Raw genomic sequence first — 24,651 nt, 5'->3', positions numbered from 1 at the left:
GTTCTGCCGATCGATCCAGGTCTTGAACCCGGCGGCATCGGTCACGGCATGCGTGATTTCGCCAGCACGCAGTGAATGCCCTTGTTGCCGTCGACCAGCTGCGTGACGCGCAGGTCTGCGGCGATCGAGCAGAGCGTATAGGCATCCTGGGCGCTGAGGCCGCTGCGCTCGCGGATCAGCGCGATCATGTCGCGCAGCGCGGCCTTGGCGGCGTCGTCGAGATCCTCGTCAAAGCCCATGGTGATCCAGTCGGACGCCGTCTCGGCGCGCGGCGAGGCGAGGCGAAGATCGCGGCGGACGTGGAATTCGAAGGTGCCGGTGAGCGCCGCCTCGATCGCGGTCAGGCAGACTTCGCCATCGCCCTGGAGCGCGTGGCCGTCGCCGGCGGAGAACAGCGCGCCCGGCACGAAGACCGGAAAATAGAGTGTGCTGCCGGCGCCGAGCTCCTTGTTGTCCATGTTGCCGCCGAACGCGCGTGGCTCCTTCGAGGACAGCCGGCCCCAGGCGGGCGGTGGCGCGACGCCGAAATTGCCGAAGAAGGGGGAGAGCGGCAGCTCCTGTCCCCAAGGGAGTTTTGCGACGTTGCGCACGCGGTCCAGCGGAATGTGGATGCGGCGGAACTCCGGAAAATCCTCAGGCAGCGTGCCGAGCGTCGGGACCTGGAGATTCCAGCCCCAATTGCAGCGCAGCTCGATGTTCAGCACGCGCACTTCGAGGACGTCGCCAGGCTCGGCGCCCTCGATGTGGACAGGTCCGGTGAGAAGGTGCGGGCCCGGACCGCGGAACGCGCTTGCCAGCACTTCCGCATGTCCGGGCACGCTGTCGAAGCCGAGCGACGGATCGGGCAGATCGTCCGGCTCGCCCGACAGGGTCTCGATGGTGACGCGGTCTCCGGATGCGATCCGGAGCACCGGCTTCAGACGTCCGTCCCAGAGTCCCCACTGGACGTTTCCGGGGGTGGATCGCAGGACGAAGTCCATGATCTCGGCTACCTTCCCGCGCTGCTCGCAACGATCGAGGAGGGCGACGTGACGTGCTTGCCCAGCGCCAGATAGACCAGCCCCGAGACCCCGATTCCGAACAGCCAGCTCAGGTCGGCCCCGCCCAGGAGGTTGATCGAGACCGGCCCCTGGAGCGCGCCGACGAGGCCGTCCTCCACCAGCCATCCGGCGACGAGACCGGCGAAGAACGCGATCATGCCGGCCCAGTTGATGTCGCCATAGGCGCTGGTCTCCGGCGAGCGGTAGAGCTCGGCGACGTCGATCTTGCCCTTTCGCTTGATGAAGAAATCCGCAAGCACCACGCCGGCCCACGGGCTCATCCACAACAACAGGCTGATCATCCAGTTGTCGAACGCCTTCGCAAAGGACGGCGCGAAGATGAAGTACAGCGTCACCAGATAGCCGGCGACGCCGACGATGACGGTGAGCCAGAAGCGTGAGAACTTCAGCCCCGCGCTCAGCGCCGCCAGTGTCGCCGAGTAGACGTTGAGGATGTTGGTCGCGATCGGGCCATGCAGCACCATCAGCAGGACGAGGATGCTGACCGGTCCGCCGAACACCGCACTGACCATCTTTGCGGGATCGGTGTCCAGCGTCGTCGAGGCGATGGTCGCGCCGAGAATGCCGAGCCAGACCGTCGGCACGAACATGCCGACATAGCTGTACCAGAACACGGATTTCGACGACACGCTTCGCGGCACGAAGCGCGAATAGTCGGAGGCCCAGGTGACCCAGGAAATGCCCCAGCCGACGCCGATCGCGGTCATGAGCAGGGTCAGCATCGCCAGATGCGCGCCAGGCGGCAGCGACGTCGTGAGGCTCCAGTTGACGACACCGGGGCGCGTCCAGGCCAGAATGCTCATCAGCACCATGACGGCGATGGTGGGCGGCACCGTGTATTTCTCGAAGGTGCGGATCGCGTAGAACCCGTAGACGCCGATCAGGACCTGCGCCGCCATCACCAGGGTGATGATGACGATCTCGATCAGCCAGGTGTCGGGCACGCCGAACTGGCCGAGAATGCCGATCGAAACCTTCACCGGGAAGTAGGTGTTCACGCCGATCCAGCCCAGCGTCATCACGAACATCAGGATGCTGGGCAGGTAGGCGCCGCGGACGCCGAACGCGGACCGGCTCAATACCATCTGGTTGACGCCGGTCTTGTGCCCCATCACCGTGAAGGTGGCGAAGATCGCGCAACCGACGATGTTCCCGAGCACGATGACCGCGATCGTCTCCATCAGTCCGAGCTTCAGGATGATGCCGAGCGCGCCGAGCGCCCAGTTGACCGGCGCGATGTTGGCGCCGGCCCAGATCCACATCTGCTGCGGTCCGGTCGAGTCCCGGTCCCCATCGGGAATTGGCTCGATGCTGTGAATATCAGCGCGAAGTTCGGAATCCGTCATGACATCCCCCAATACGAAGCACGCTGCGCATCGTCGCAGCATAAATCGTGCCATTGGTCGCACAGCCGCCGGAGCAGGGCGTGCGCCGATGCCGGATGCAATGTGGTTCGCGCCGGATTGCTGTTGAAATTTCAAATGCGATCGACGTCACGCGCAGGCTTGTATCGGCTCATGTCGAGCCACCTGTTTGCAACCCGGCGACCGGCGCGGAGCCTCAGGGTCTTGCGCGCGCGAGCAGCGGTACGATGATAAATTGGGCAGCCCAACTCAAAAGTGCAGCAGCCGCTTCTAGTCGAATAGGGCAGCGGCGCTGTCGCGGCTGGGATTGCCGGCCACGATGCGCTGCATCATTTCGATGAAGAGCGCCTGTTCCCGCTCGCTCAAATCGCCGAGCGTCGCGCGGTGCGCCCGTCGCGCCGCGCCCTCGATCTTGACCAGCAGGGCGGCGCCGGCAGGCGTCAGGCGGCACAATCGCGCGCGGCGATCGTCCTTGTTGATGGCGCGCTCGACCAGACCTCGTGCGGCGAGCCGCTTCAACGCGCCGGTCGTCGTCGTTCGATCGAGGGCGATATCGGCCGCCAAAGTGGTCTGATCGGCGGTTTCGCGCACCGCCAGCGCCGAGAGCAGGCTGTATTGCAGCGGCGTGACCTCGAACGCGCCGCAGGCTTCCTGAAACAGCGCGACATGAATCTGGTGCAGCCGCCGGATCAGATAGCCGGGACGTTGCGACAATGGCCAGGGGCGGTGCTTGCCCCCGCTGCGACGCGTCTTCCCTTGCCGCAATGCACGCTCTCCCAAGCTGGAACCCCGCCGCGCTTAGCTCGATTCGAGTGCGCCCGCCACCGTCAGATCATGGCACGAAGCTTGCTTTTGTCAAAATGCGAAGCATGCTTCGTATTTTCAGGGGCGAAGCAATCGCCGCCGTGAGGAGAGGAGAGCGCCATGTCCATCACTGCCAGCTTCGACCTTCTGCTGCGCGGCGGTCGCGTGATCTGCCCGGCCTCGGGCGTGGACGGCATCAGGGACGTCGCCATCCGCAACGGCAAGATCGCGGCGGTCGCGCCGGACATCCTGCCGACGAGTGCGAAGGAGGTCGTCGATGTCGGCGGCAAGCTCGTGCTGCCCGGGCTGATCGACACCCATGCGCATGTCTATCAATATGTCTCCGGCCGCTTCGGCATGAACCCCGACATGGTCGGCGTGCAGTCGGGCGTGACGACGGTGATCGACCAGGGCGGTCCGTCCTGCATGACGCTGCCGGGCTTTCGTCATTTCATCGCCGAGCCGTCCCATACGCGCGTCTATGCCTTCCTGTCCGCCTATCTCGTCGGCGGACTCGAGGGACATTATTATCCGCAGCTCTACAGCCCCGACGGCGTCGACATCGACGCGACCGTCAAGGCGGCGACGGCCAATCTCGACATCGTGCGCGGCATCAAGGCCCATGCCGAGATCGGCGGTTTTGCGCGCTGGGGCATCCGCGTCATCGAGATGGCGGCGGAGATCGGCAGGCGCGCCGATCTGCCGGTGTATGTGCATTTCGGCCAGCTCTGGGGCCTGCCCGAGAGCGGCGCCAATGGCGAGGATGCCGATACGATCCTCACGCGCGTGATCCCGCTCTTGCGCGAGGGCGACGTTCTCGCCCATCCGTTCACGCGCCACCCCGGCGGCTTCGTCAACCGCGAGGGCGAAGTGCATCCGGTGATCCAGGCGGCGCTCGATCGCGGCCTGAAGGTCGATGTCGGCCACGGCAGTCATTTCTCGTACCGGCTCGCGAAGAAGGCGATCGCCGCCGGCATCATTCCGACCACGCTCGGCGCCGACATTCACGGCTACAATACCCATGTGCCCGCGCCGGCCGGGACGCCCGACCAGCACGAGGACGAGGAGAACCATCCCTTCGCGGGGCAGGCCAAGTTCAGCCTGGTCCAGGCGATGAGCTCGATGATGGCGCTCGGCCTGTCGCTGGAGCAGGTGGTGCCGATGGTCACCGCCAATCCCGCAAAAATGCTCGGCCGCAGCGAGGAGATCGGCGCGCTCAAGGTCGGCATGGACGCCGACGTCTCCGTGCTCGCGGAGAAGAACGGCCGCTTCGTGCTCAAGGATAACGAGAAGAACGAGGTGATCGCCGAGCGCCTGCTTCAGCCGGCCTTCTGCCTGCGCGCCGGCACGCGCTTCGACGCGGTCGCGCCGATCCTGCCGCAGGCCGTCGCGGCGTAAGGCCGCGCGGTGATGGAGAACGCCGGCGTGCGCAACGAGCGAGAGTTTCCTTCAGGCAGATCCGGGCAGGGCGTCGGCGCACGGCTGCCGCGGAAGGAGGACGACCGCCTGATGCGCGGCCGCGGCCAGTTCGTCGGCGACATCAGGCTTGCGGGTCTTCAGGACGTCGCCTTCGTGCGCAGCCCGCTGGCGCATGCGCGCATCCGCGGCATCCACGTGCCCGAGCGTCATCGTGGCAGCGTCTTCACAGAGGCGGACCTTGTCGGCGTCAAACCGATCCGCGCGGTTTCAGGACTTCCGGGTTTCAAGATCTCGGAGCAGCCGGTGCTCGCCACCGGCAAGGTGCGCCAGGTTGGCGAGCTCGTCGCCATGTGTCTCGCGCCGACGCGGGCCGAGGCGGAGGACATCGCGGCCTCCGTGACGCTGGATCTGGAGGAGCTGCCCGCGATCACCGACATGCTGAAGGCGCGCGAGCCGGCTTCCGCGCTGGTGCACGAGCATTGGGGCGACAACGTCTTCCTGGAGACCAATTACGAGGTCGACATATCAGCTGCACTCGACGCGCCGATCAAGGTGACGCGCGAGATCTCGACCGCGCGGCAATGCATGTCGCCGCTCGAAGGCCGCGGCGTGGTTGCGACCTTCGATTCCAGACTCGATCAGCTCACGCTGCATTCAGCCGCCCAGATGCCGCATATCACGCGCAGCGGCCTTGCCGAATGCTTCGGCATGGAAGAGGGCCAGATCCGCGTGATTTCACCCGATGTCGGCGGCGGCTTCGGCCACAAGGGCATCCTGCTGCCCGAAGAGGTCTGCCTGTCCTGGCTGACGATGCGCTGCGGCCATCCCGTGCGCTGGACCGAGGACCGCCGCGAGCATCTCGTCGCCAGCTCCAATTGCCGCGAGCACCACTACAAAATCACGGTCTATGCCAACAGCGACGGGACGTTGCGCGGCATCGATTGCGAGGCGACCGTGGATTCCGGCGCGTACTCGTCCTACCCGTTCTCCGCCTGTCTCGAAGCCGCGCAGGTCGCAAGCATTTTGCCCGGTCCCTACAAGATGCCGGCCTATCGCTGCCGCACTTTCTCCGTTGCCACCAACAAATGTCCGATCCTGCCGTATCGCGGCGTCGCGCGCACCGGCGTCTGCTTTGCGCTGGAGTTGATGCTCGATCTGGTGGCGGCCGAAGTCGGGCTCGAGCCCGGCGAGGTGCGGCTGCGCAATCTGGTACAGCCGGAGCAGATGCCGTTCGACAACATTACCAGGAAGCATTTTGACAGTGGCGACTATCCGGAGGCGATGCGGCGCGCGCTCGCTTCCATCGATGTCGAGGCCATTCGCGCCAAGCAAAGCCTGGACGAGGCCGATGGCCGCCGCATCGGCGTCGGCGTCTCCATCTATTGCGAGCAGGCGGCGCACGGCACCTCGGTCTATTCCGGCTGGGGCATCCCGATGGTGCCGGGCCATGAGCAGGCATCGGCGCGGCTGACGCCCGACGGCGGCCTCGAGCTGCGCGTCGGCGTGCATTCGCACGGGCAGGGCATGGAGACGACGCTCGCCCAGGTCGCGCATGAAATGCTGGGGATAGACGTCGCAAAAATCCGCATCATCCTCGGCGACACCGCGATGACGCCCTATTCGACGGGCACCTGGGGCTCGCGCTCGATGGTCATGGCCGGCGGTGCGGTGGCCACCGCCTGCCGCGAGCTCGGCGAGCGTGCAAGGCGCATCGGCGCCAAATTGTTGCAGCATGATCCGGCCTCGGTCGTGTTGCAGAATGGCGAGGTGCGCGGCGTCAATGGCAGCGTCAGCCTGAAGGCGATCGCCCACACCTGGTATCGCCGTCCGCAGGATCTGCCTGCCGACGTCGATCCCGGCGGGCTCGAAGTGACGCAGGGCTACAAGCCCGTGCGCGACAGCGGGACCTTCAGCTACGCCGCGCATGCGGCCGTCGTCGCGGTCGACCCTGATGTCGGCGAGGTCGAGATCCTCGACTATGTCATCGTCGAGGACGGCGGGGTGCTGGTCAACCCGATGGTGGTCGACGGCCAGATCTATGGCGGTCTCGCCCAGGGCATCGGCACGGCGCTCTACGAGGAAATGCCGTTCGATGCCTCCGGCCAGCCGCTGGCGACGACGCTCGCCGACTATCTGCTGCCCGGTGCGACCGAGGTCCCGGCGGCGCGGCTCGATCACATGGAGACACCGTCGCCCTACACGCAGTTCGGCGTGAAGGGCATCGGCGAGGGCGGTGCCATCGCGCCGCCGGCCGCGATCGCCAACGCCGTCAACGACGCGCTGCGCCCGCTCGGTGTCGAGCTGATGCAGTCGCCGATCACGCCGCATCGTGTCGTCGCAGCCGTGCTGGCCGCGCGCGCGGCCGAACGGAGCGCGGCATGAAACCGGCTCCGTTCAGTTACGAGCGCCCGCGCGATCTCAATTCGGCGCTGTCGATGCTGGCAGCAAGCAATGGATCTGCGAAGATCATCGCCGGCGGCCAGTCGCTCGGGCCCATGCTCAATCTACGGCTGGTGCAGCCGGAGCTGATCGTCGACATCTCCGGCCTTGCCGAGCTCAAGCAGGCCGGGCTTTCCGGCGGCGAGCTGGTGCTCGGGGCCCTGGTGACGCATGCCGACATCGAGGACGGGCGCACGGCCGACGTGACCCGCGGCGCCATGCGCGGCGTCGCGGCTAACATCGCCTATCGCGCCGTGCGCAACCGCGGCACGATCGGCGGCTCGCTCAGCCATGCCGATCCCGCCGCGGACTGGGTTTCCGCGCTCGCGGCCTTGGGTGCGCGCGTCACGCTGCGCAGTCTTGCCGGTGCGCGCACGATGGCGATCGAGGCCTTCGTCGTCGGCGCGCTGGAATCGGCGCTGCACGCCGGCGAAATCGTCGAGGCGATCCATGTGCCGGCCCGAGCGGCCTCCGCGCATTGGGGCTATGCCAAGAGCTGCCGCAAGACCGGCGAGTTCGCCCATGCCATCGGCGCGGTCCTTGTCGATCCCGCCGCCACCGCCCGCGTCGTGATCGGCGCGATCGACACGGCGCCGATCGTCGTGACCGATGCGGCGGAGCTGTTCGGTGGCCGGATTGCGGCCGACTACAAGCAGCGTTTCGACGCCCGTGTTGCTGATGCTCTTCTGATGAAGGCCGGCATCGACGATGCCGCGCAGCGCCATATCCATGTCAGCGTGTTGAAGCGCGCGGTCCTGGAGGCCGCCGCATGAATACGATCGCGCTTCATGTCAATCGCCGCGCGGTGGAGGTGTCGGCCGAGCCGCGCACCAGCCTTGCCGACTTCGTGCGCGACAAGCTCGACCTGACCGGTACGCATCTCGGCTGCGAGCACGGCGTCTGCGGTGCCTGCACCGTGCTGCTCGATGGCGTGCCGGCGCGCTCCTGCATCACCTATGCGGTGGCCTGCGAGGGCGCCGACGTCACCACGATCGAAGGCCTCGATGAGGACGAGGTCACAACCGAGCTGCGCGCCGCCTTCACCCGTGAGCATGCGCTTCAATGCGGCTATTGCACGCCTGGCATGCTGGTTTCGGCGCGAGATCTGGTGTTGCGTCTGCCTGACGCCGACGAGCGGCGCATTCGCGTCGGCCTGAGCGGCAATCTCTGCCGCTGCACCGGCTATGTCGGCATCGTGCGGGCCGTGCAGTCCGTGATCGAGGCGAGGCGCGCGCGCAACATCGCGCCGCAGACAGGTGGCGGCCGGACCAGTCTCGGCCCCGCCGGATCGGGGCGAGCCACGTCAGATCGAAGCGAGCCTCAGCCTGCGCGGCAGGCGTTGGCCGCGGCATCAGACCGCGCCGCGGCAGGCACCATTCCCGACTTCACCCCGGCGACCATTCTCGATCAGCGCTTCACGCTGCCGCACCCGCCGGCAAAGGTGTTTGCGATGTTCGACGATATCGCCGGCATCGCAGCCTGCCTTCCCGGCGTGTCGCTGACGGCGCCGCCAAGGCCCGAGCGCGTCGGAGGCGTGATCCGGGTCAGGCTCGGGCCGATCGCAGCAAGCTTCGAGGGCGCCGCGCGCGTCGAACGCGATCCCGCGACACTCTCCGGCCGCATCATCGGCATCGGCACCGACCAGCGCAGCCATTCGGCGACACAGGGCGAAATCCGTTATCGCCTGATCCCGCTCGAGGGCGGCACGGCGACCGCCGTCGAACTGTCGATCGGCTACACGCTCACGGGCATGCTGGCGCAGATCGGCCGGCCGGGCCTGGTGCGGGATCTCGCCAGGCGCCTGGTTGCGGAGTTCGCGGCAAATCTCGACCGCCACATGTCGGGCGCGCCGTCGGCGCAGGCGGCCCCGGCGGAGCTCAGCTTCTGGTCGCTTGCATCAGACGTTTTGCGCGCCCGGCTCGCGCGCATCCTTGGCCGCGTCTTCACCGGAAAAGGTGGAGCGGAATGACCGGCGCGCGTGCCGCAGAGTGACGAAGCCTGGACTGCTAGACATCAACAGCGTGGGATTTGGAGAGACAACATGACACGAGCACTCGGACTGGTTGGGACAATCGCGCTGGCGACGGCCCTGGTCGGCGGCGCCGTACAGGCGCAGACCATCAAGATCGGCGTCAACGAACCGCTCACCGGCGCGTTCGCGGCGTCCGGCACCTACGTCGTCAATGGCGCCAAGATCGCCGCCGACGAGATCAACGCCAAGGGCGGCATCCTGGGCAAGAAGATCGAGCTGGTGATCGAGGACAACAAGAGCAACCCGACCGAAGCGGCCGCCGTTGCCGAGAAGCTCATCACCAGCGACAAGGTGCCGGTCCTAATGGGGGCCTGGGGCTCGAGCCTGACGCTCGCGGTGATGCCGAAGCTGATGGAATACGAGACGCCGATGGTGGTGGAGACCTCGTCCTCGGGCAAGATCACGACGACGGGCAATCCCTTCATCTTCCGCATCTCGCCGCCCTCGGCGGTCGAGGCCGCGGCGTTCAAAGGTATCGTGGACAAGCTCGCCCTGAAGAAGGTCGACTTCCTCGTCATCAACAACGACTGGGGCCGTGGCACAGCCGAGGACTTCAGCAAGATGATGAAGGACAAGGGCATCACGATCGGCCTGGTCGAGACCATGGACCAGGGCGCGCAGGACATGAGCGCCCAGCTCTCCAAGATCAAGAGCTCGGATTCCGAGACCGTCATCGTCACGACCGCGGTCGACCAGCTGACGCTGATCTTCAAACAGGCCGCTGCGCTCGGCCTGAAGAAGCGCATCATCACCACCGGCGGCTCGCAGAATCCCGACCAGATCATCGCCCAGGCGGGAGCCGCCGCCAACGGCACCATGCATCTGACGACCTTCCTGCCGTGGTTCCCGGACAAGACGCCGAACCCTGAGGCGACCAACTACTTCATCACGGAATGGAAGAAGCGCGGTTTCGAGTTCGCCGGCTGCACCGAGAGTTTCCGCGGCTATGACGGCATCCGCACCGCGGCGGCCGCGATCGAGAAGGCGGGCAAGGCCGAGCCGGCTGCGATCAAGGCGGCGTTCTGGGACATCAACATCAAGGGGCTCAACGGCGACATCGTGTTCCGCAAGTCCGGCCCCGAGGGCAAGGAGAGCGGGCAGAGCCAGCCGAACGTCTATCTCATCGAGATCAACGACGGCAAGGTCGAGATGAAGACGCTCTAGCGTCAACCAGCCCTGGGCGAGGGCGGCACATCGCGGCCCTCGCCGACATCTGGATCAAACGGGAACAGCCTTGAGCGAGTTTCTCCAGCATCTGGTCAACATGCTCGTGCTCGGCGGCACCTATGCGCTGCTCGGGATCGGGCTGACGTTGATCTTCGGCATCATGAACGTGGTGAATTTCACGCATGGCGTGCTCTACACGTTCGGCGCCTACATCATGTTCATCGTGGTGCAGCAGATCGGGCTGAACTTCTTCCTGGCGTTGCCCGTCGCCGTCCTGGCCGGGTGGCTATTGGGGGCGGCTATCGAGCTGACATTGCTGCGGCCCCTGCGTGGCTCCGACATCGACATCACGATGCTGGTCATGATCGGTGCCTGGATCGCGATGCAATCAGGCACATTGTGGATCTGGGGCGGCGTCGCCAAATCGGTGGCGACGCCGTTTCCCGAGGCGCCGCTGGTGCTCGGACCCGTATCCGTGTCCTGGCTGCGGCTGTTCGTGCTTGCCGCCGCGGCACTGCTGATCCTGGTGACGTACCTGCTGATCAACAGGACGAGCCTCGGCCGCGCGATGCGGGCAACGTTCCAGGACCACGACACGGCCTCGCTGATGGGCGTCAATGTCGACATGATCTACACCTCGACCTTCGCGATCGGCTCCAGCCTTGCCGCGGCAGCGGGAGCCCTGCTCGGACCGGTCTACGTGATCTTCCCGCAAATGGGCGATCTCGCCGCCGTCAAGGCCTTCGCCATCGTCATTCTCGGCGGTCTCGGCAACATCACGGGCGCGGTGATCGGCGGCTTCATCCTGGCTTTGGCCGAGGAACTCGGCGCCGGCTACGTTTCATCTGGCTATCGCGATGCGATGGGCTTCGTGATCATCATCGCGGTTCTCATCTTCAAGCCGACCGGCCTGTTCGCCCGCGCGGAGCGCGTCGGATGAGAATAGCCCTCACCATTCTCGCCGTTGCTGCCCTTGCCTCGGTGCCGCTCTGGCTGCGCGATCCCTATCTCCTCAATGCGCTGATCACGACCGGAATCTTCGTCATCGGCGCGATGAGCCTCAATCTTCTGCTCGGCTTCACCGGCCAGCTCAGCCTCGGTCACATCGCCTTCTTCGGCATCGGCGCCTATGTCAGTGCGCTGACGTCGCTCGGCTTCGACGTCGGCCTGCCCGGAGGCTTTCGTCTGGTTCACGCGCCCTGGCCGCCCATCGTGGGATTCGTGCTCGCGATCATCATCGCCGGATTGTGCGGCTATTTCGTCGGGCTGCTGTCATTCCGCGTCCGCGGTGCCTATTTCGTCATTGTCACCATCTCCTTCGCTGAGGTCGTGCGGCTGGTCGCGCTGAACTGGGTCGAGCTGACGCAAGGTCCGCTGGCGCTGACCAACATTCCCTCCATTGGGCTGCCGTTGCCCGGCTTTGGCGAACAGACGCTGCGCACCAAGCTGCAGAACTACTATCTCGTGCTGGTCGTGGCTCTCATCGCCTATCTGCTGATCGCGCGCCTCGTTCGTTCCCATTTCGGCCGCGCCATGCGCGGATTGATGGAGAATGAGACGCTCGCCGTCTCCGTCGGCATCGACGTGACGAAGACGCTGACGCTGGCGGCGGTGATTTCGGCCGCGATCGCGGGCGCGGCCGGCAGCCTCTATGCCCACTACATCCGGATCATCGATCCGGAGGTGTTTGCCTTCATCAACACCGTCACCATGGTCATCATGGTCATCAGCGGCGGCAAGGGCTCGCTTGCCGGTCCGGTCGTCGGTGGCCTGATCTTCGGGCTGCTGCCGGTCGCGCTGCGTCCGGTCATGGCGCCGGAGGCGCAGTGGATCGCCTATGGCGGCGTGCTGATCGCCATCCTGTTCGTACTGCCGCGCGGTATCGTGCCCTCGCTCGCGCAGCGATTTCGTAGGAGTCGGAGCGGCACAACGGCGCTGGCGCCGGTGGCCCTCGCCGAGACAGCCGTCAAGGAGCGGGCGTGATGACGGCGCGCAGCGTTGCCATGACGATCGAGCAGGTCGCGGTTCGCTTCGGCGGGCTCGTCGCGATCTCCGACATGAGCTTCACCGTGGGCGAAGGCGAGATCGTCAGCCTGATCGGGCCGAACGGCGCCGGCAAGACCACCGCCTTCAACGTCATGACCGGCTTTCTGACGCCGAGCGCGGGCCGCGTCACCTATCAGGGCACGACGCTTACCGGATTGAAGCCGCACGAGATCGCGGACCTCGGCCTGATCCGCACCTTCCAGCGCACCAGCGTGTTTCCCAACGACACCGTCTACGACAACCTCCTGATCGGACTGCACCGTCAGGGCAGGGTCCGGCTGCTTGACGCCATCCTCGGCCTCCCGGGCGCGCGCGCCTCGGAGCGCAAGCTGCGACAACGGGCGAGCGAGCTGATCGAATGGGTCGGTCTCGAACGCCGAGCCCACGATGCGGCCGGCTCGCTCTCCTACGGCGAGCAGCGCCTGGTCGGCGTCGCGCTGGCGCTCGCGGCGGAACCCTCGATGCTGCTGCTCGACGAACCCGTCTCGGGCATGAATGCCTCGGAGACGCACCGGTTTGTCGAGCTCATCCGCAGCATCCGCGATCGCGGCATCACGATCCTGCTGGTCGAGCACGACATGCCGATGGTGATGACGGTCTCGGATCGCATCGTGGTGCTCAACTACGGCCGCATCATCGCCGAGGGGACCCCGGACGTGATCCGCAACGATCCTGCCGTGATCGAGGCCTATCTCGGGCATGGAGCGGCGCGTGCTTGAGATCCGCGACATGGTGTGCGGCTATGGCGGCGTCACCGCGCTGCGCGGCATCTCGCTCGACGTGAAGGCCGGGCAATTGGTGGCGCTGATCGGCGCCAACGGCGCCGGCAAGAGCACGACGCTACGCGCGATTTCCGGCCTTGTGCCGCCGCGCGCAGGCCAAATGCGGTTCGAGGGCATCGACATCACCGGGGCGAGGCCCCCGCGCGTGCTGGCGAGCGGGATCGCGCATTGTCCGGAAGGGCGGCGCGTGTTTCCGCACATGAGCGTCGAGGAAAATCTCGACATGGGGGCTTACCTCCGTCGTGGTTCGGGCGAGATCGCGGCCGATCGCGATCGCATCTACACGGAATTTCCGCGGCTCGCCGAGCGGCGCCGGCAGGCAGCGGGCACGCTGTCCGGTGGCGAGCAGCAGATGCTCGCGATCGGGCGTGCGCTGATGTCGCGGCCGCGGCTGATCATGTTCGACGAGCCCTCGCTCGGCCTTGCCCCCAACATCGTCGAGCGCACCTTTGCGATCATCCGCGGCATCCGCGATGCCGGCACCACGGTGCTGCTGGTCGAGCAGAACGCGTTCGCTGCGCTGGAGATGTGCGACCACGCCTATCTGCTCGAGAACGGCCGCATCGTTCTGTCCGGTGCCGGCTCTGAGCTGATCGAGAACGAGCATGTGCGGAAGGCCTATCTCGGTGGATGATCCGGCGGTCCGTCCGGACGAGCCGGCGTGGATTCCGGTCTGTGATCTCGGCCGGCTGAAGGCAGAAACGATCGTCCGCGTCGCCGGGCGCGACCTGCTGGTGATCTGGAACGAGGGCGATGTCATCGCGTGCGAACGCGCGTGCCCGCACGAACAGGCGGATCTCGGCTTGGGGCAGGTGGCGGCGGGCCGGCTGCAGTGCCCGCGCCATGCGGCGTCGTTCGATTTGCGCGACGGGACGATTACTTCGGGATGGCCGAGCCCACCGTTGCGGCTCTATCCGGTCAAGGTCACGGGAGAGCAAGTCTGGATCGCGGCGCAGGAACGACAACCGGGGCGATGATCGCGTCATGCCCCTGTTTTGCCCGACGTGTCAAAGCCATCCGCGGCGCGGATTTACCTTTGCAAACAACGGCACTCTACTGTGCATGGGGTTGTTTTCGCGTTTTTTAGTCCAGCAGCCGGCGGGCGGCGTCGACCAGAGCGCCGTCCGGCCGACGCAGCGCCTCGAGGATGGTGAAATGGTCGGCGCCGGCAACCGGAATGAGCTTGCCGGGCGCCTGCGCGGCCGTACGCTTCTCATGGAAGTTGATTGAATCCATCACCAGGGCCGGCAACTCGCTGCTGCCATAGGCGATATCGAGCCGCTTTGGCGTCACGGGCAGGCGAAGCGGCGAGAGCGTGGCGATTTCCTCATCCGTCAGCTTCAGCGCGTTGTTGAGGCCGGTATCGCGGATCGGCGCCAGGTCGTAGACACCTGATATCGCAAGCCCGGCATGGACGCGCGGATGGTCCAGCGCCATCGCCACGAGGTGGGCGCCGGCTGACCAGCCCGACAGGACGACCGGTCCGCCGACGCCATAGGATTCACCATGGGCGGCGAGCCAGTCGAGCGCGCGCGGGATTTCGGCGACGATGTCGGTCAGGGACACTTCGGGCGCCAGCGAATAGCCGGGAATGGCGACCGACCAGCCATGTGCGGCGACGCCTTCGACGAGCATGGCGAACAGCTCGCGGGAATTGCGCTGCCAGTAGCCGCCGTGCACGAACATCAGGCAGGGCGCATCGGGCTTTGCGGCGGGGTAGAGATCGATCTTGTTGTTCGCCCGCTCGCCGTAAGGCAAATCGAGATGAGACTTCAGCGTACCGCGCAGCCGACTGGAGGCTTCGTTGCGCTCGGCGATCAGGGCAGGGCTGTTCTTGACCGCCGCATTGTTGTCATAGGCGGCGCTGCGTTCCGCCTGGGACAGTTCGGCCCATTTGCTGCGAGGGTCGAACGGCCGATGTGTCGAGCTTGTGTTGTTGACCATGGAGTCTCCGAGCGGCCGGTCGTGGCAATGATCGGCGTCGCTCGCTCCTGTCTGCCACGAATCCCGTTTGAATTGCACATCGCTTGCGCTCAGACGAGGGATGCGCCGTTCGCGGAACTTGTTTCAGCAGGCCGTGGATGGACGGGTCCGCGGCGGCAAAACCGCCGATGGAAATTGACGCGCAAAGGCACTCGTCTTCGGCTGAACACGCGATCCATCGATCACCTCGAGCCGGCCGCAGCGGTTCAGGGTGTGCAGCTTTCGGCCGGGCCATGTCGGTCCGGGCTTGAGCGAGTGGCGGACGATCTGCTTGAACGTCGTCGGCGATAGTTCGACGACTTCCGCGAGGCCAAGCGCCGCGCCGTATCCGTCAGCGCAATTCTGCACCGGTCGCCACAGCCTGTCGTTGATGGTGACGAAATTCCCAGCCGGTCGCGTACTCGCGCGATCGATCAGGACCGGGTTGCTGGCATGAGGCAGCCAGGGGCCGAGCAGGCGGTCGGCGTAATAGATCACGAGCGAATCCGAATAGCCGCCGGTTCCGTCGCGCCAGGCGCCAAACAGATAGTTCAGGCCGTTGTGCCGCGTGATCGTCACGTCGGCGAGCTCGAGGCCCGAGAGCAGCGTCGTGTGCCGCTCCCATTTGTCCGGAAACCGAACGCATTTGTAGAGGGCGACGTCCCCGTTGACCGAGCTCTCCGGGATCATCCACAACTCGCCATCGTCCTCGATCAGGAACGGATAGGACAGGTGCCAGGGCTCTTCCAGCACGGGCACGACGTCGCCGACTGGCCCGCTGTCACCAAACTCGATCGCCGAAATGATTCCCTTGCCGACACGGTGATCGAGATCCTCAAAAAAGACGAACGTTCGTCCACGCCAGGTGACGGGAAAGGGATCGGCGTAGAAGTGGTTGCCGGGGTCTCCCAGAACGTTCCAGCGAGGCCCGGAGAGATCTCCCGTCTGCCAGACACCTGCGCCGTCGTTGAAGCGCCATCCGATATGCCAATGCGGGGCGTAGCAGCAGAGACGATAGATCTCCTTGGAGATCGAGGCGGCGAGGCCGCGCGCGACATAGCCAAGCGGTCCACGGCGAGTTGCATCGCCGGCGGGGCGTGCTAGCTGCGGCAGGATGCGCGGCCGTCCCGACAGGATTGCCGCCACCATGGTCAGGGTTCGCGCCATGACCGTTTCGAGCGCACCGCTCAGGCCGGCCGCAATCTCTCCCGACGGGTGACCGCGATCGAGCACGGCGCCGTCGATCTCGTTGACGATGTCGATCACCGGCAGCTCGCCGCCGAGAATGGCGGCGAGGGCGGCGTTTTCCCCTGCCCTTCCGTTGAACAGCGGGCGCAGATACAGCGGAGCCGAACAGTCCCGTTCCCGCGCGCCGCCTGTAAAATCGACGATCACGTCGGCCGTGCCAGTGCGAGCCTGCGTCCGCTCCGGAATGATCTTCAGCCTTTCGGCGCCGCTGGGTTTGCCCTTGTGCAACACCACGCGTTCGAGCGCGAACAGCGCGTCGAGACCTGCGGGACGTGACTCCGCCGTCGTCGTCCAGGCAATTTGGACCGGAACGTCCCGCCCGTCGATCGACAGCGTCTCGCGGCGCATCCACCGCCGCGCATGCTCACGTTCACAGCGAAACTCGATGATCATGTCGAGCTAATCCATTCCAGCGGATCAGGTCACGTGACCTGGCCGAGAATTCGAACGTATTCCTCCACCATGGCGTCGACCGAGTACCGCAACTTCAGGCCTTTGGCGTTTTGCTGCAGCTCCTCGCGCAGGGTTTGGTCGGTCAGGAGTTTCGAGACGGCGGCCGACAGCTTCGCATGATCGGAGGCATCGACGAACAGGGCTGTCGGCTTTCCTTCGAAGGACAGCACCTCGCGCAGGACGGGAAGATCGGTGACGACGGAGGGAACGCCGGCGTTTGCGGCCTCGACCGCGGCGAGGCCGAAGGTCTCGGCCTGTGTCGGAAATACGAACACGTCGAGGCAGGCCAGAAAATCGGCCATCTGACGCGGGGCGATTTCGCCGAGCAGATGCAATCTGTCCGATACGTTCAAATCATCCGCCAGCCGCCTCAGCCGGGCCTCGTCGACTCCCTGGCCGGCCAATGCGAGGTGCCAGGATGGTTGATCTGGCAGGAGGCGTATCGCCGCATCGAGCCGCTTGTGCGGGTGCAGCCTCGCGGCACAGCCGAGCAGGACGCGGTCGGTCGGCAGATTGAACTTCTCTCGCGCAGCTTGCCTCGGCAGAGTGAGTGCCTTGTCGTCGAAGCCGTGTGGCACATGCACCATGCGCGACCGGTAGGCCGCGGGGTAGCGCGAATATTCGCGTTGCATGTCCAGCGAGTTCAGCGTGATGCGATCGAAGAAGCCGAGGCTGCCCATGACGATGTCGGCCGTGCGGACCGGCCAGCTCATCGACAGCGCGGACGACACCTGATTGGCGATGACGGGTGCGCGGCAGACGAGGCGAGACACGCCGGCGCCGATGACGTTGCCGAAATGCTGAAAGGTCAGAACGGCATCGGGCCTGGTGGTCCTGATGTGATGGCCGAGCGTCCGCAGCATTTGCAACAGGGCCAGCGGATGTCCCGGCCGGCTCGATGCGCAGTAGAGCGTATCGGGCGGCTCGTCGAAGGAATCCGACTTGCGGAAGAAGAACAGATTGGTGACCCGATAGCCGCGCGCGGTCAGGCCGGCGCCGAGCAGCCTGGAGATCTCCTGGGCGCCCGCATTCTCGGCCTGCGTCTGGACCAGAAGCACGTGCAGCTTTGGTCCGCCGCTGCCCCGACTTGCGAGTGCTGCTGCTGTCGACGGCAGCCTCGGTGCCTCGCCCAGTTCTGCGCCTGGCTGGTAATGCAGCACGGATTCCGACCTGCTAATCAAACGTTCACCTTCTTGATGCCGTACCTAACATGCGAGCCTCGGGCGGACACCGACTAGCAATAAACGGAGTTAATGCGCTGGCCGCCGGGACCGCATCATTCACGTCGGAATGACGGCGGTTTCCGCACGGAGCGAGGCGCGCGCGTTAACCAATTGGTCATCTTCGCGTGGCGGCGGGTAACTGCGGATTAACCATAGATATTTACGGTGGAGCAGGCCGCTGAACAGTGCTTGCCAGTTGAATCCGAGTAAAGTCCATGACGTTCGGTCGCCGCGCAGACCCGACAAGTTCCGGATCGACCGGTGTCTCCGCGTCGTGGCAGACTCAAAATGCGTCGAACGGTGAGACTGACAGTGCCGCAACACGTCTTGGCGGTGTGCTCACTGCCGCAGGCGCGCTCTCCTTCATTCGGGACAATGCTCGCCGCATCCTGACGCTCGCTCTCGCGATCTTCGCCCTCGGCGTCGTCGTTCTGCTGGTGATCCCGGTTCGATTTGCGGCGACCGCGCTGGTCGTTGTCGATCCCCGGGAGCAACGCGTGACTGCGGACCAGGACGTTCTGCCGGGCATAGGGCAGGACAGCGCCGCGCTGCAGAGCCTGGTCGAAGTGGCGAAGTCCGACGGCTTTCTCAAGCCGCTGATCGAGCAGCTCAAGGTTCAGGACGACGAGGACATTTCCGGGGGACATACCGACCCCGCGCGCCTGCTCGAGAGATTCCGCAACCGTCTCGACATTTCCCGCCGCGGGCTCACGTACGTCATCGCCATCCGCTTCAGCTCGAACCGTCCGGAGCGGGCGGCCTATTATGCGAACGCGATAGCGGAGTCGTTCGTCGCTAGTCAGACGCGCAACCGCACCGAGGCGACCGACGATGCGGCCGATTGGCTCAGCGGGCGGCTGAAGACGTTGAACGACCGGCTGAGGGCGTCGGAGGACGCCGTGGCCACGTTCAAGCTCGAGCACAGGATCGTCAACGCGGGCAAGGATGCCACGACCCAGCAATTGCGCGTGACCGAGCTGTCGCAGCAGGTTGCCGCCGCGCGCGCCCGGACTGAAGAGGCGAAGGCTCGCTACGAGCAGGCTCAGCGCGACCTGAAGGCGAATGTCGAGGGTCCCGTCAAGCAGGATCTCCTGAGCGCGCTGCGTGCGCAGCGGTCGGCGCTCAATGATCAAATCGCGCAGAAGCGGGCGGTGTTCGGCGATCGCCATCCCGACCTCGTCATGTCCTACAGTCAGCTGAACGATCTCAACAGGCAGATCGAGGTCGAGCGGACAAAGGGCATCGACACCGCAAAGTCGGAATACGAGGCCCAGCGCGAACAGCAGAAGGCGCTCGAAGGCCAGATGAAGGCGGCTGAATCGCAGATCCTGGTCGACGGTCAGGCCCTGGTCCGGCTCCAGGAGTTGCAGCGCGACGCCGAGGCCAACAGAAACATCTACGAACAGTTCCTCTCGCGCTCCAAGACGACGAACGAGCAGCGTCTCTTGCAGAGCTCCCAGACCAAGATTGCTTCGTCCGCCATTCCGCCGCTGCGCTCGACGCTTCCGCCGCTGCCCTTGCTGCTCGCCGCGCTCGCGATCGGCTCGCTGCTGACATCGACGGCGGTCGTTGCGGCAACCGGACGCGGATCGGACAAGGCTGCCGAAGACGTTCGTGCTCCCGATCCGGCTCCACGCCACCCCGCGTCGTCGCCACGCCCGCCCGTGTGGGCCCGCATTCCCGACCTGCTGCCGAGCGATGTGCCCAGGAACATCTGGCAAGGTCCGGTCTCCGCGACGGCTGAGCTCGATCTCGGTCCCCATTTGCGCCCGCTGCTCGACCGGCTGGAGAAATTGCCGGGAGCCCGGGGCAAGGTCGCGCTCGTGATGTCGGTCGGCAAGCGGGCCGGCGGCAACACCGTCGCGCGGTCGCTGAACCGGTGGGCGGTGAACAAGGGGAAGCTGAGCGTCCTGATCCGGGTCGAGCCGGACCTCGGCGGTGCCGGGGCTGGCCTTGCCAAGGGCCAGTCGGACGGCATGACCACGGCGGATTTTCGCAGCGTCGATGCGCTTCTGGGCGCCGGCAAGCGGCCCGAGGCATCGCCCGCGGACGACATTCGCTCGGAGTTCGATCTGATCGTCGTCCATGCCACCTCGCTGGCCTTGCAGCCGGAGGCGGCGGCGCTGGCCGCTCACGCCGATCTGGTCGTCCTGGTCGCTTGCGAAGACGCGGTCGATTCCGCTGCAATGCGCAGGGCAATGGCTGCGCTCTCCCGCTTTGGCGGCGTGCCGACCGGGCTCGTCATCAATCGCGTCCCGGCCGATCCGTCGGCGGCGCGCCGTCGAGGCGAAGTGTTGGGCCTGGCCGGTTGATCCGCGCCTAGAGCGTTTTCGAGCGAAGTGGATACCGGTTCGCGTAAAGGAAACGCGTCAAAACAAGAATCGAGAGCCCCGTTCCGATTCCATCGGAACGGGAAGGGCTAGTCGCCGGAGTCGGCGCCGCGAACGGCGAAGGCGCCGCGTTTCGATGCCGAGAAGCGCAAGAGCACGAGAATTGAAGGATCGACTCCGGTTCGCCGGCGACACAGGATGTTGAGCGCGATGGTCGCGAGCGCCAGCGACACCGTCGCCGAGATCGCTGCGCCAAGCACGCCGAGCCAGGGAATCAGGACCAGAAATCCGACCAGCCGCAGCGCCACGTTCGCCGCGACGACGGGGACATAGACGCGCTCATGGCCGGTCAGCTGCAGGATCGCCGCGGATGGACCGCCCGCCGCCTGGAAAGCCGTGCCGATCGCGAGCACGATCAGGACCCAGTGCTGTTCGGCGAAATGGGGCCCGAACAGGTTGAGAAGCTGGGGGCCGCCGATCCAGATCAGGAGAAGTCCACTGGCCACGCAAAGCCCGGTCACTTCCGCCATGAGCTGCAACGTTCGCCCGAACTCCTGGTGGTTCTTGCTGAAGTACAGCGAAGGAAGCCGGCGCGCCCCGAAACTGTACAGTGCTGCCGAGACCATGGCGAAGATGTTGGCCAGGCGCGAAGCGGCAAAATAGATTCCGGCGGTCGTCGGATCCAGCATCCAGTAGACCAGGATGACGTCGAAATACTGGTTGGCGGCTTCGAGGATGGACGCGACCCAGAAATGAAGCGCGCTCGATCTCCAGCGTGAGGTCTCGGAACTTGCCGCTGTGCTGCGCAAGTCGGGCAGGGCGCGCGCAATCGCAACTATCTGCGCGACAAGGCCCACCGACATGGCGATCGTCATCACGGCGAACAACTCGGCGGGATCGAGCTGCCGATGGCCGAACAACATGGCAAGCAGAAACAGGACGACGATGACCCGCCAGAAGAGCTCGCGGTTGCCTTCGCCCATGAGAATGCTGACCAGCGAGCGGGCGATCTGGCTGCCGAGCATCAGTCCGGCATTCACCGCAGTGTAGGCCGAGAGAGCAAGGATCAGCAGCCACCAGTCGCCCTTCAAGCTCGCGGCCAACGCGACCGCGGCGATCGCGATCAGCATCGCGACGGAGGTCATCCTGAAGCTCGACAGGAGGACACCTTTGATGAGGTCGGGCCTGTCTCCGACCTGATACTCGTTCAGGAATCGCACCAGGAGCGATTCCTGGCCGACCAGCCCCACGACCGCTGCGATCTGGGCAACCGAAAGCCAGGTCGCAAAGATGCCGAATCCATCAGGCGACATCGTTCGCGCCGCCAGCGAGAACAACGCAAACGCAAGCGCGCCGCTGCCAACCTTGAGGAGGATGGTCCCGACAACACCGCGCGTCACGTCGCGCCGCAGGAACTGGACGATGGATTCGATCATGGACGTTGCGGGACGACTTTCCCCTGGAGATACGCGTTACGATAGCGGTGACAGCCTAGCATGGTGAAAAACCGCGAGTGTTAATGGGGGCCTCTGGAGTCTTTTTGGTCGCGGCCGATATCGGCGAAACGCCCGCTGCGTCACGGTGGGACACATTCGTTCCGCCTGTCCCGGATAGAGCGAAGGCCGGCTCTGTCGAAAGCGACGTGATGTCGCTCTGACGCGAAGCAGCCATGCATTCCACCGTGGCATTGCCGAAGACCGGCCCTTGTCGAACATCCTGAGCAAGACGCGTGCCGGGATATCATCCGGCCGATCGAGTCTCCGGTTCATTAACCTCGATCGATGGAAATGATCGCGCTCGGTCCTGCGATGCGACATCAGGCGGGATAATTGCACATGGAACCACCGTTAACCGTGGGAGCCTGGACCATGACGGCGGATAGCACCGTGACCGAGCCGATCGCCGCAGCTGCGACCACGACGACGTTCGCGGACATCGCGATTGTCGGAGGTGGCCTTGCGGGTTCGCTCGCGGCTTCTGTCCTTGCGCGCGCAGGGCATCGCGTCGCGCTGGTTGATAAGCGCGCGGTCTATCCGGACGAGTTTCGGGTCGAAAAGATCGGAGGCCAGCAGCTGGAGATGCTCCGCAGGCTGGGCTTCATCCACAGCCTCGCGAGCGTCGCCTGTCCATACGATCGCGTGCTCAATGTCAGGGAAGGCAAGGTGGTCGATGTCAGCGTCGGCCAGGCCTACGGGCTTCCCTATGCCGGCCTCGTTGCCATGGCGCGCGGCCAGATCCCCGATCCGTCCAGTCTGATCGTCGACGAGGTCACCGCAATGACCTGTAGCGACGACGTTCAGCATCTCGAGCTCGCCTCCGGACGGCGGCTGAACGCGCGTCTTGTCGTTCTGGCGACGGGCATGGCGGGGGCTCTCGGCTACAAGCTGGGCATCAGGCGGCGCGTGCTGGCCGCAGGCCACTCGGTTTCCTTCGGCTTCACGATCGCGCGTCGGGACGGCACGCCGTTCGATTTCAAGGCGCTGACCTATTACGGCGAGCGCACCTCCGACGGCGTCGATTATCTCAGCCTGTTTCCGGTACCCGCCGGCATGCGGGCCAATCTCTTCATGTTCCGCGACCCGGCCGATCCGGTCATGCGCGATTTGCGTCGCGACACGGAAGCGACAGTCCTGCGGCTGCTGCCGGGATTGCAGCCCTACCTCGGTGATTTTCGCGTGACGGACCGGGTCCGGAACTGGGTGATGGACCTGTCCGTCGTCGAAGGACACCTCCAGCCCGGAATCGTGCTCATCGGCGATGCGTTTCAGACCAACTGTCCTGCTGCCGGAACGGGCGTAGCCCGCCTGCTGGTGGACGTCGAGCGCCTCTGCACCGAATATGCGCCGCGGTGGCTCGCGACCGAAGGCATGGGCATCGAGAAGATATCGGAGTTCTATTCCGATCGCGACAAGATCGCCGCGGACCAGCAGTCACTGAAGATGGCGCGCTTCCGCCAGGCGCTGACGTCCCGCGACGATATCGGCTGGGATGTGCGGCGACGGCTGCACTTCCTGAGGCGCAGCATCACGCATCGGGTCGATCAGATGCGGCCGGGCTGGCTTGCGCATGTCCGCAGCGCACTGCGCGCCTGAGGACTGCAATCCGCCGGCGCCTCGCGCCGGTCAGCGCGTCGGCGTCGAGGTGCGGGTCGGTGAGAGCCTGAACTCCGAAATTCGCTTGGCGGCAAGTTTGAGCCAGGGCGCCTGCTTCAGTGCGAACAGGGATATCGCGCCTGTGGTGCTGCCGGCGTGCGTGACCGCCCACATCGGCGAGGGCTGCCCGCCGAACAATTTCTTGTATGGCTCGTCACCAATGGTGAAGTCGAGCATCTGATCCCCGCGCTCGATGCAGTCCTTCGCCACCTGCTCGAACATCAGCGCGCCGAGGGATTGGCTCTTGTATCCGGCAATGTCGAAGGCACTCATGATGACGAGGAAACTGTCGCGGTGGTGCAATCCGAGCACGGCGGCGATCACCTCGCCATCCATCTTCATGGCATAGAGCCGCGCAAGGGAGCCGAGACCACGGACCGCAATGTCGGAATAGAAGTCGTAATATTCGGGCCGCTGGAGCAGGTCTCCGTCGCCCTGCGACTGGAACCGCGGGCCGCGAAACTTCCTCATCACGTCCAGCGCCTCGAGGACGGCGGCGCTGTCGTCGCAGCACGAGAAGCTCAGCGCGCCCTTCTTCTGGAGCTGTCGATACTTCTTTGCGAGCTCCTTCTGATAGGAGCGCTCCATCGCACTGGTCCGCCATTGCTCGAATGGGGCGAGGAGAACCGTTGCGTAGGCATTGGTGTCCATCGCGACGCGGCGGGGCGCACCCAGAAGGTTCTCGATCGGGAGCCGCCCGTCCGGCAGCTTGGTCATTCGGAGCAGGTCGAAAGGGCGAACGAGGCGGCGAATCTCGGCGCATGCATCCGCATCCCTGAGCAGTTCGGAAAAGACCATCGGGCTGCAAACCGGTGCCAGATAGTCGGAGACGCGCAGGTCGGCGAATTCGACGGCCCGTATCGGGCCGCGCCGGATCCGCAGCAAGGGCAGCACCATCGCAAGGGCGCCCGTCGCGCGGTAGCGAACCACGACGACAAGAGGCGTTGCTCCCGCATGCGACGCAAGCCTGCCGTAGAGGCTATGCAGCCAAAGCGGATGCTGGAACGCGGTGGCAGCCGAGTGATCGAACAGCTCTGCATAGTCCGGCGACAGGAAGTCGAATGCCGGTTCGTCGGCGATATCGAACGTGTTGCCAGGCGTGTTCATGCGTAACCAGGGAAACCGGATAATTTCGGGAGTGCTCGATCGAGCTCAGGGCTTATAGCAGG

The 24,651-nt window shown here is 65.4% G+C and carries 20 protein-coding genes; 12 read left to right on the top strand and 8 right to left on the bottom strand.

Translation table 11 applies throughout. The annotated features are described in order from the left end of the window. Nucleotides 1-41 precede the first annotated feature (41 nt). The 3 genes from XI08_RS00960 to XI08_RS00950 form a co-directional block, all read right to left on the bottom strand. A complete protein-coding gene (locus XI08_RS00960) occupies nt 42-980 on the bottom strand; it encodes an acetamidase/formamidase family protein (protein ID WP_271572959.1) in 939 nt (312 codons plus the stop codon). 8 nt (nt 981-988) lie between these two features. Further along, a complete protein-coding gene (locus tag XI08_RS00955; protein ID WP_271572958.1) occupies nt 989-2,407 on the bottom strand; it encodes a cytosine permease in 1,419 nt (472 codons plus the stop codon). Between the two features lie 288 nt (nt 2,408-2,695). After that, nucleotides 2,696-3,190, bottom strand: coding sequence for a MarR family winged helix-turn-helix transcriptional regulator (locus XI08_RS00950; RefSeq protein WP_027548931.1), 495 nt, complete (start codon nt 3,188-3,190; stop codon nt 2,696-2,698). Nucleotides 3,191-3,349: 159 nt separating this feature from the next. On the opposite strand from XI08_RS00950, the gene XI08_RS00945 reads away from it, so the two are divergent. From XI08_RS00945 to XI08_RS00900, 10 genes are all read left to right on the top strand, one after another. After that, nucleotides 3,350-4,627: an amidohydrolase/deacetylase family metallohydrolase gene (locus tag XI08_RS00945; RefSeq protein ID WP_271572957.1), complete on the top strand. Its 1,278-nt coding sequence runs from the start codon at nt 3,350-3,352 to the stop codon at nt 4,625-4,627. 12 nt (nt 4,628-4,639) lie between these two features. Further along, the gene (locus XI08_RS00940) at nt 4,640-7,030 is read left to right on the top strand and encodes a xanthine dehydrogenase family protein molybdopterin-binding subunit (protein WP_271572956.1); all 2,391 of its coding nucleotides are present in this window, start codon (nt 4,640-4,642) and stop codon (nt 7,028-7,030) included. After that, complete coding sequence (locus XI08_RS00935; protein WP_271572955.1) at nt 7,027-7,860, top strand: FAD binding domain-containing protein; 834 nt, start codon at nt 7,027-7,029, stop codon at nt 7,858-7,860. Before XI08_RS00940 ends, XI08_RS00935 begins: the two co-directional genes overlap by 4 nt. Then, nucleotides 7,857-9,056 (top strand): xanthine dehydrogenase family Fe-S subunit, encoded by a 1,200-nt coding sequence (locus XI08_RS00930; protein ID WP_271572954.1) that lies wholly within the window; start codon nt 7,857-7,859, stop codon nt 9,054-9,056. The genes XI08_RS00935 and XI08_RS00930 overlap by 4 nt, the downstream gene beginning before the upstream one ends. 72 nt (nt 9,057-9,128) lie before the next feature. Further along, nucleotides 9,129-10,283, top strand: coding sequence for an ABC transporter substrate-binding protein (locus XI08_RS00925; RefSeq protein ID WP_135172767.1), 1,155 nt, complete (start codon nt 9,129-9,131; stop codon nt 10,281-10,283). Nucleotides 10,284-10,353: 70 nt separating this feature from the next. Then, on the top strand, nt 10,354-11,226 hold the full coding sequence (locus tag XI08_RS00920; protein ID WP_271572953.1) for a branched-chain amino acid ABC transporter permease: 873 nt from the start codon (nt 10,354-10,356) through the stop codon (nt 11,224-11,226). After that, nucleotides 11,223-12,269: a branched-chain amino acid ABC transporter permease gene (locus tag XI08_RS00915; protein ID WP_271572952.1), complete on the top strand. Its 1,047-nt coding sequence runs from the start codon at nt 11,223-11,225 to the stop codon at nt 12,267-12,269. Before XI08_RS00920 ends, XI08_RS00915 begins: the two co-directional genes overlap by 4 nt. Beyond that, the gene (locus tag XI08_RS00910) at nt 12,269-13,051 is read left to right on the top strand and encodes an ABC transporter ATP-binding protein (RefSeq protein ID WP_271572951.1); all 783 of its coding nucleotides are present in this window, start codon (nt 12,269-12,271) and stop codon (nt 13,049-13,051) included. Before XI08_RS00915 ends, XI08_RS00910 begins: the two co-directional genes overlap by 1 nt. Next, nucleotides 13,044-13,748, top strand: coding sequence for an ABC transporter ATP-binding protein (locus XI08_RS00905; RefSeq protein WP_027548923.1), 705 nt, complete (start codon nt 13,044-13,046; stop codon nt 13,746-13,748). Before XI08_RS00910 ends, XI08_RS00905 begins: the two co-directional genes overlap by 8 nt. After that, the gene (locus tag XI08_RS00900; RefSeq protein ID WP_271572950.1) at nt 13,741-14,091 is read left to right on the top strand and encodes a Rieske (2Fe-2S) protein; all 351 of its coding nucleotides are present in this window, start codon (nt 13,741-13,743) and stop codon (nt 14,089-14,091) included. The genes XI08_RS00905 and XI08_RS00900 overlap by 8 nt, the downstream gene beginning before the upstream one ends. Nucleotides 14,092-14,197: 106 nt before the next feature. On the opposite strand, the gene XI08_RS00895 is transcribed toward XI08_RS00900, so the two are convergent. The 3 genes from XI08_RS00895 to XI08_RS00885 form a co-directional block, all read right to left on the bottom strand. Beyond that, nucleotides 14,198-15,058 (bottom strand): alpha/beta hydrolase, encoded by an 861-nt coding sequence (locus XI08_RS00895; RefSeq protein ID WP_271572949.1) that lies wholly within the window; start codon nt 15,056-15,058, stop codon nt 14,198-14,200. 123 nt (nt 15,059-15,181) lie between these two features. Then, nucleotides 15,182-16,717, bottom strand: coding sequence for a glucosamine inositolphosphorylceramide transferase family protein (locus XI08_RS00890; RefSeq protein WP_271572948.1), 1,536 nt, complete (start codon nt 16,715-16,717; stop codon nt 15,182-15,184). 29 nt (nt 16,718-16,746) lie between these two features. Next, the gene (locus XI08_RS00885; RefSeq protein WP_271572947.1) at nt 16,747-17,937 is read right to left on the bottom strand and encodes a glycosyltransferase family 4 protein; all 1,191 of its coding nucleotides are present in this window, start codon (nt 17,935-17,937) and stop codon (nt 16,747-16,749) included. 278 nt (nt 17,938-18,215) lie between these two features. On the opposite strand from XI08_RS00885, the gene XI08_RS00880 reads away from it, so the two are divergent. Further along, the gene (locus XI08_RS00880; protein ID WP_271572946.1) at nt 18,216-20,312 is read left to right on the top strand and encodes a GumC family protein; all 2,097 of its coding nucleotides are present in this window, start codon (nt 18,216-18,218) and stop codon (nt 20,310-20,312) included. A 107-nt stretch (nt 20,313-20,419) separates the two neighbouring features. On the opposite strand, the gene XI08_RS00875 is transcribed toward XI08_RS00880, so the two are convergent. Then, on the bottom strand, nt 20,420-21,766 hold the full coding sequence (locus XI08_RS00875) for a lipopolysaccharide biosynthesis protein (RefSeq protein ID WP_271572945.1): 1,347 nt from the start codon (nt 21,764-21,766) through the stop codon (nt 20,420-20,422). 432 nt (nt 21,767-22,198) lie between these two features. On the opposite strand from XI08_RS00875, the gene XI08_RS00870 reads away from it, so the two are divergent. Continuing rightward, entirely contained in the window at nt 22,199-23,422 is a 1,224-nt protein-coding gene (locus XI08_RS00870; RefSeq protein WP_271572944.1) for an FAD-dependent oxidoreductase, read from the top strand. Between the two features lie 30 nt (nt 23,423-23,452). On the opposite strand, the gene XI08_RS00865 is transcribed toward XI08_RS00870, so the two are convergent. Beyond that, on the bottom strand, nt 23,453-24,589 hold the full coding sequence (locus tag XI08_RS00865) for a GNAT family N-acetyltransferase (RefSeq protein WP_271572943.1): 1,137 nt from the start codon (nt 24,587-24,589) through the stop codon (nt 23,453-23,455). Between the last annotated feature and the right edge of the window lie 62 nt (nt 24,590-24,651).

The sequence above is a fragment of the Bradyrhizobium sp. CCBAU 11361 genome, from assembly GCF_028128935.1.
GTDB classification, from domain to species: Bacteria; Pseudomonadota; Alphaproteobacteria; order Rhizobiales; family Xanthobacteraceae; genus Bradyrhizobium; species Bradyrhizobium niftali.
Note: the sequence above shows the minus strand (reverse complement) of the source record. Positions and strands in the feature narration are given on the sequence as shown.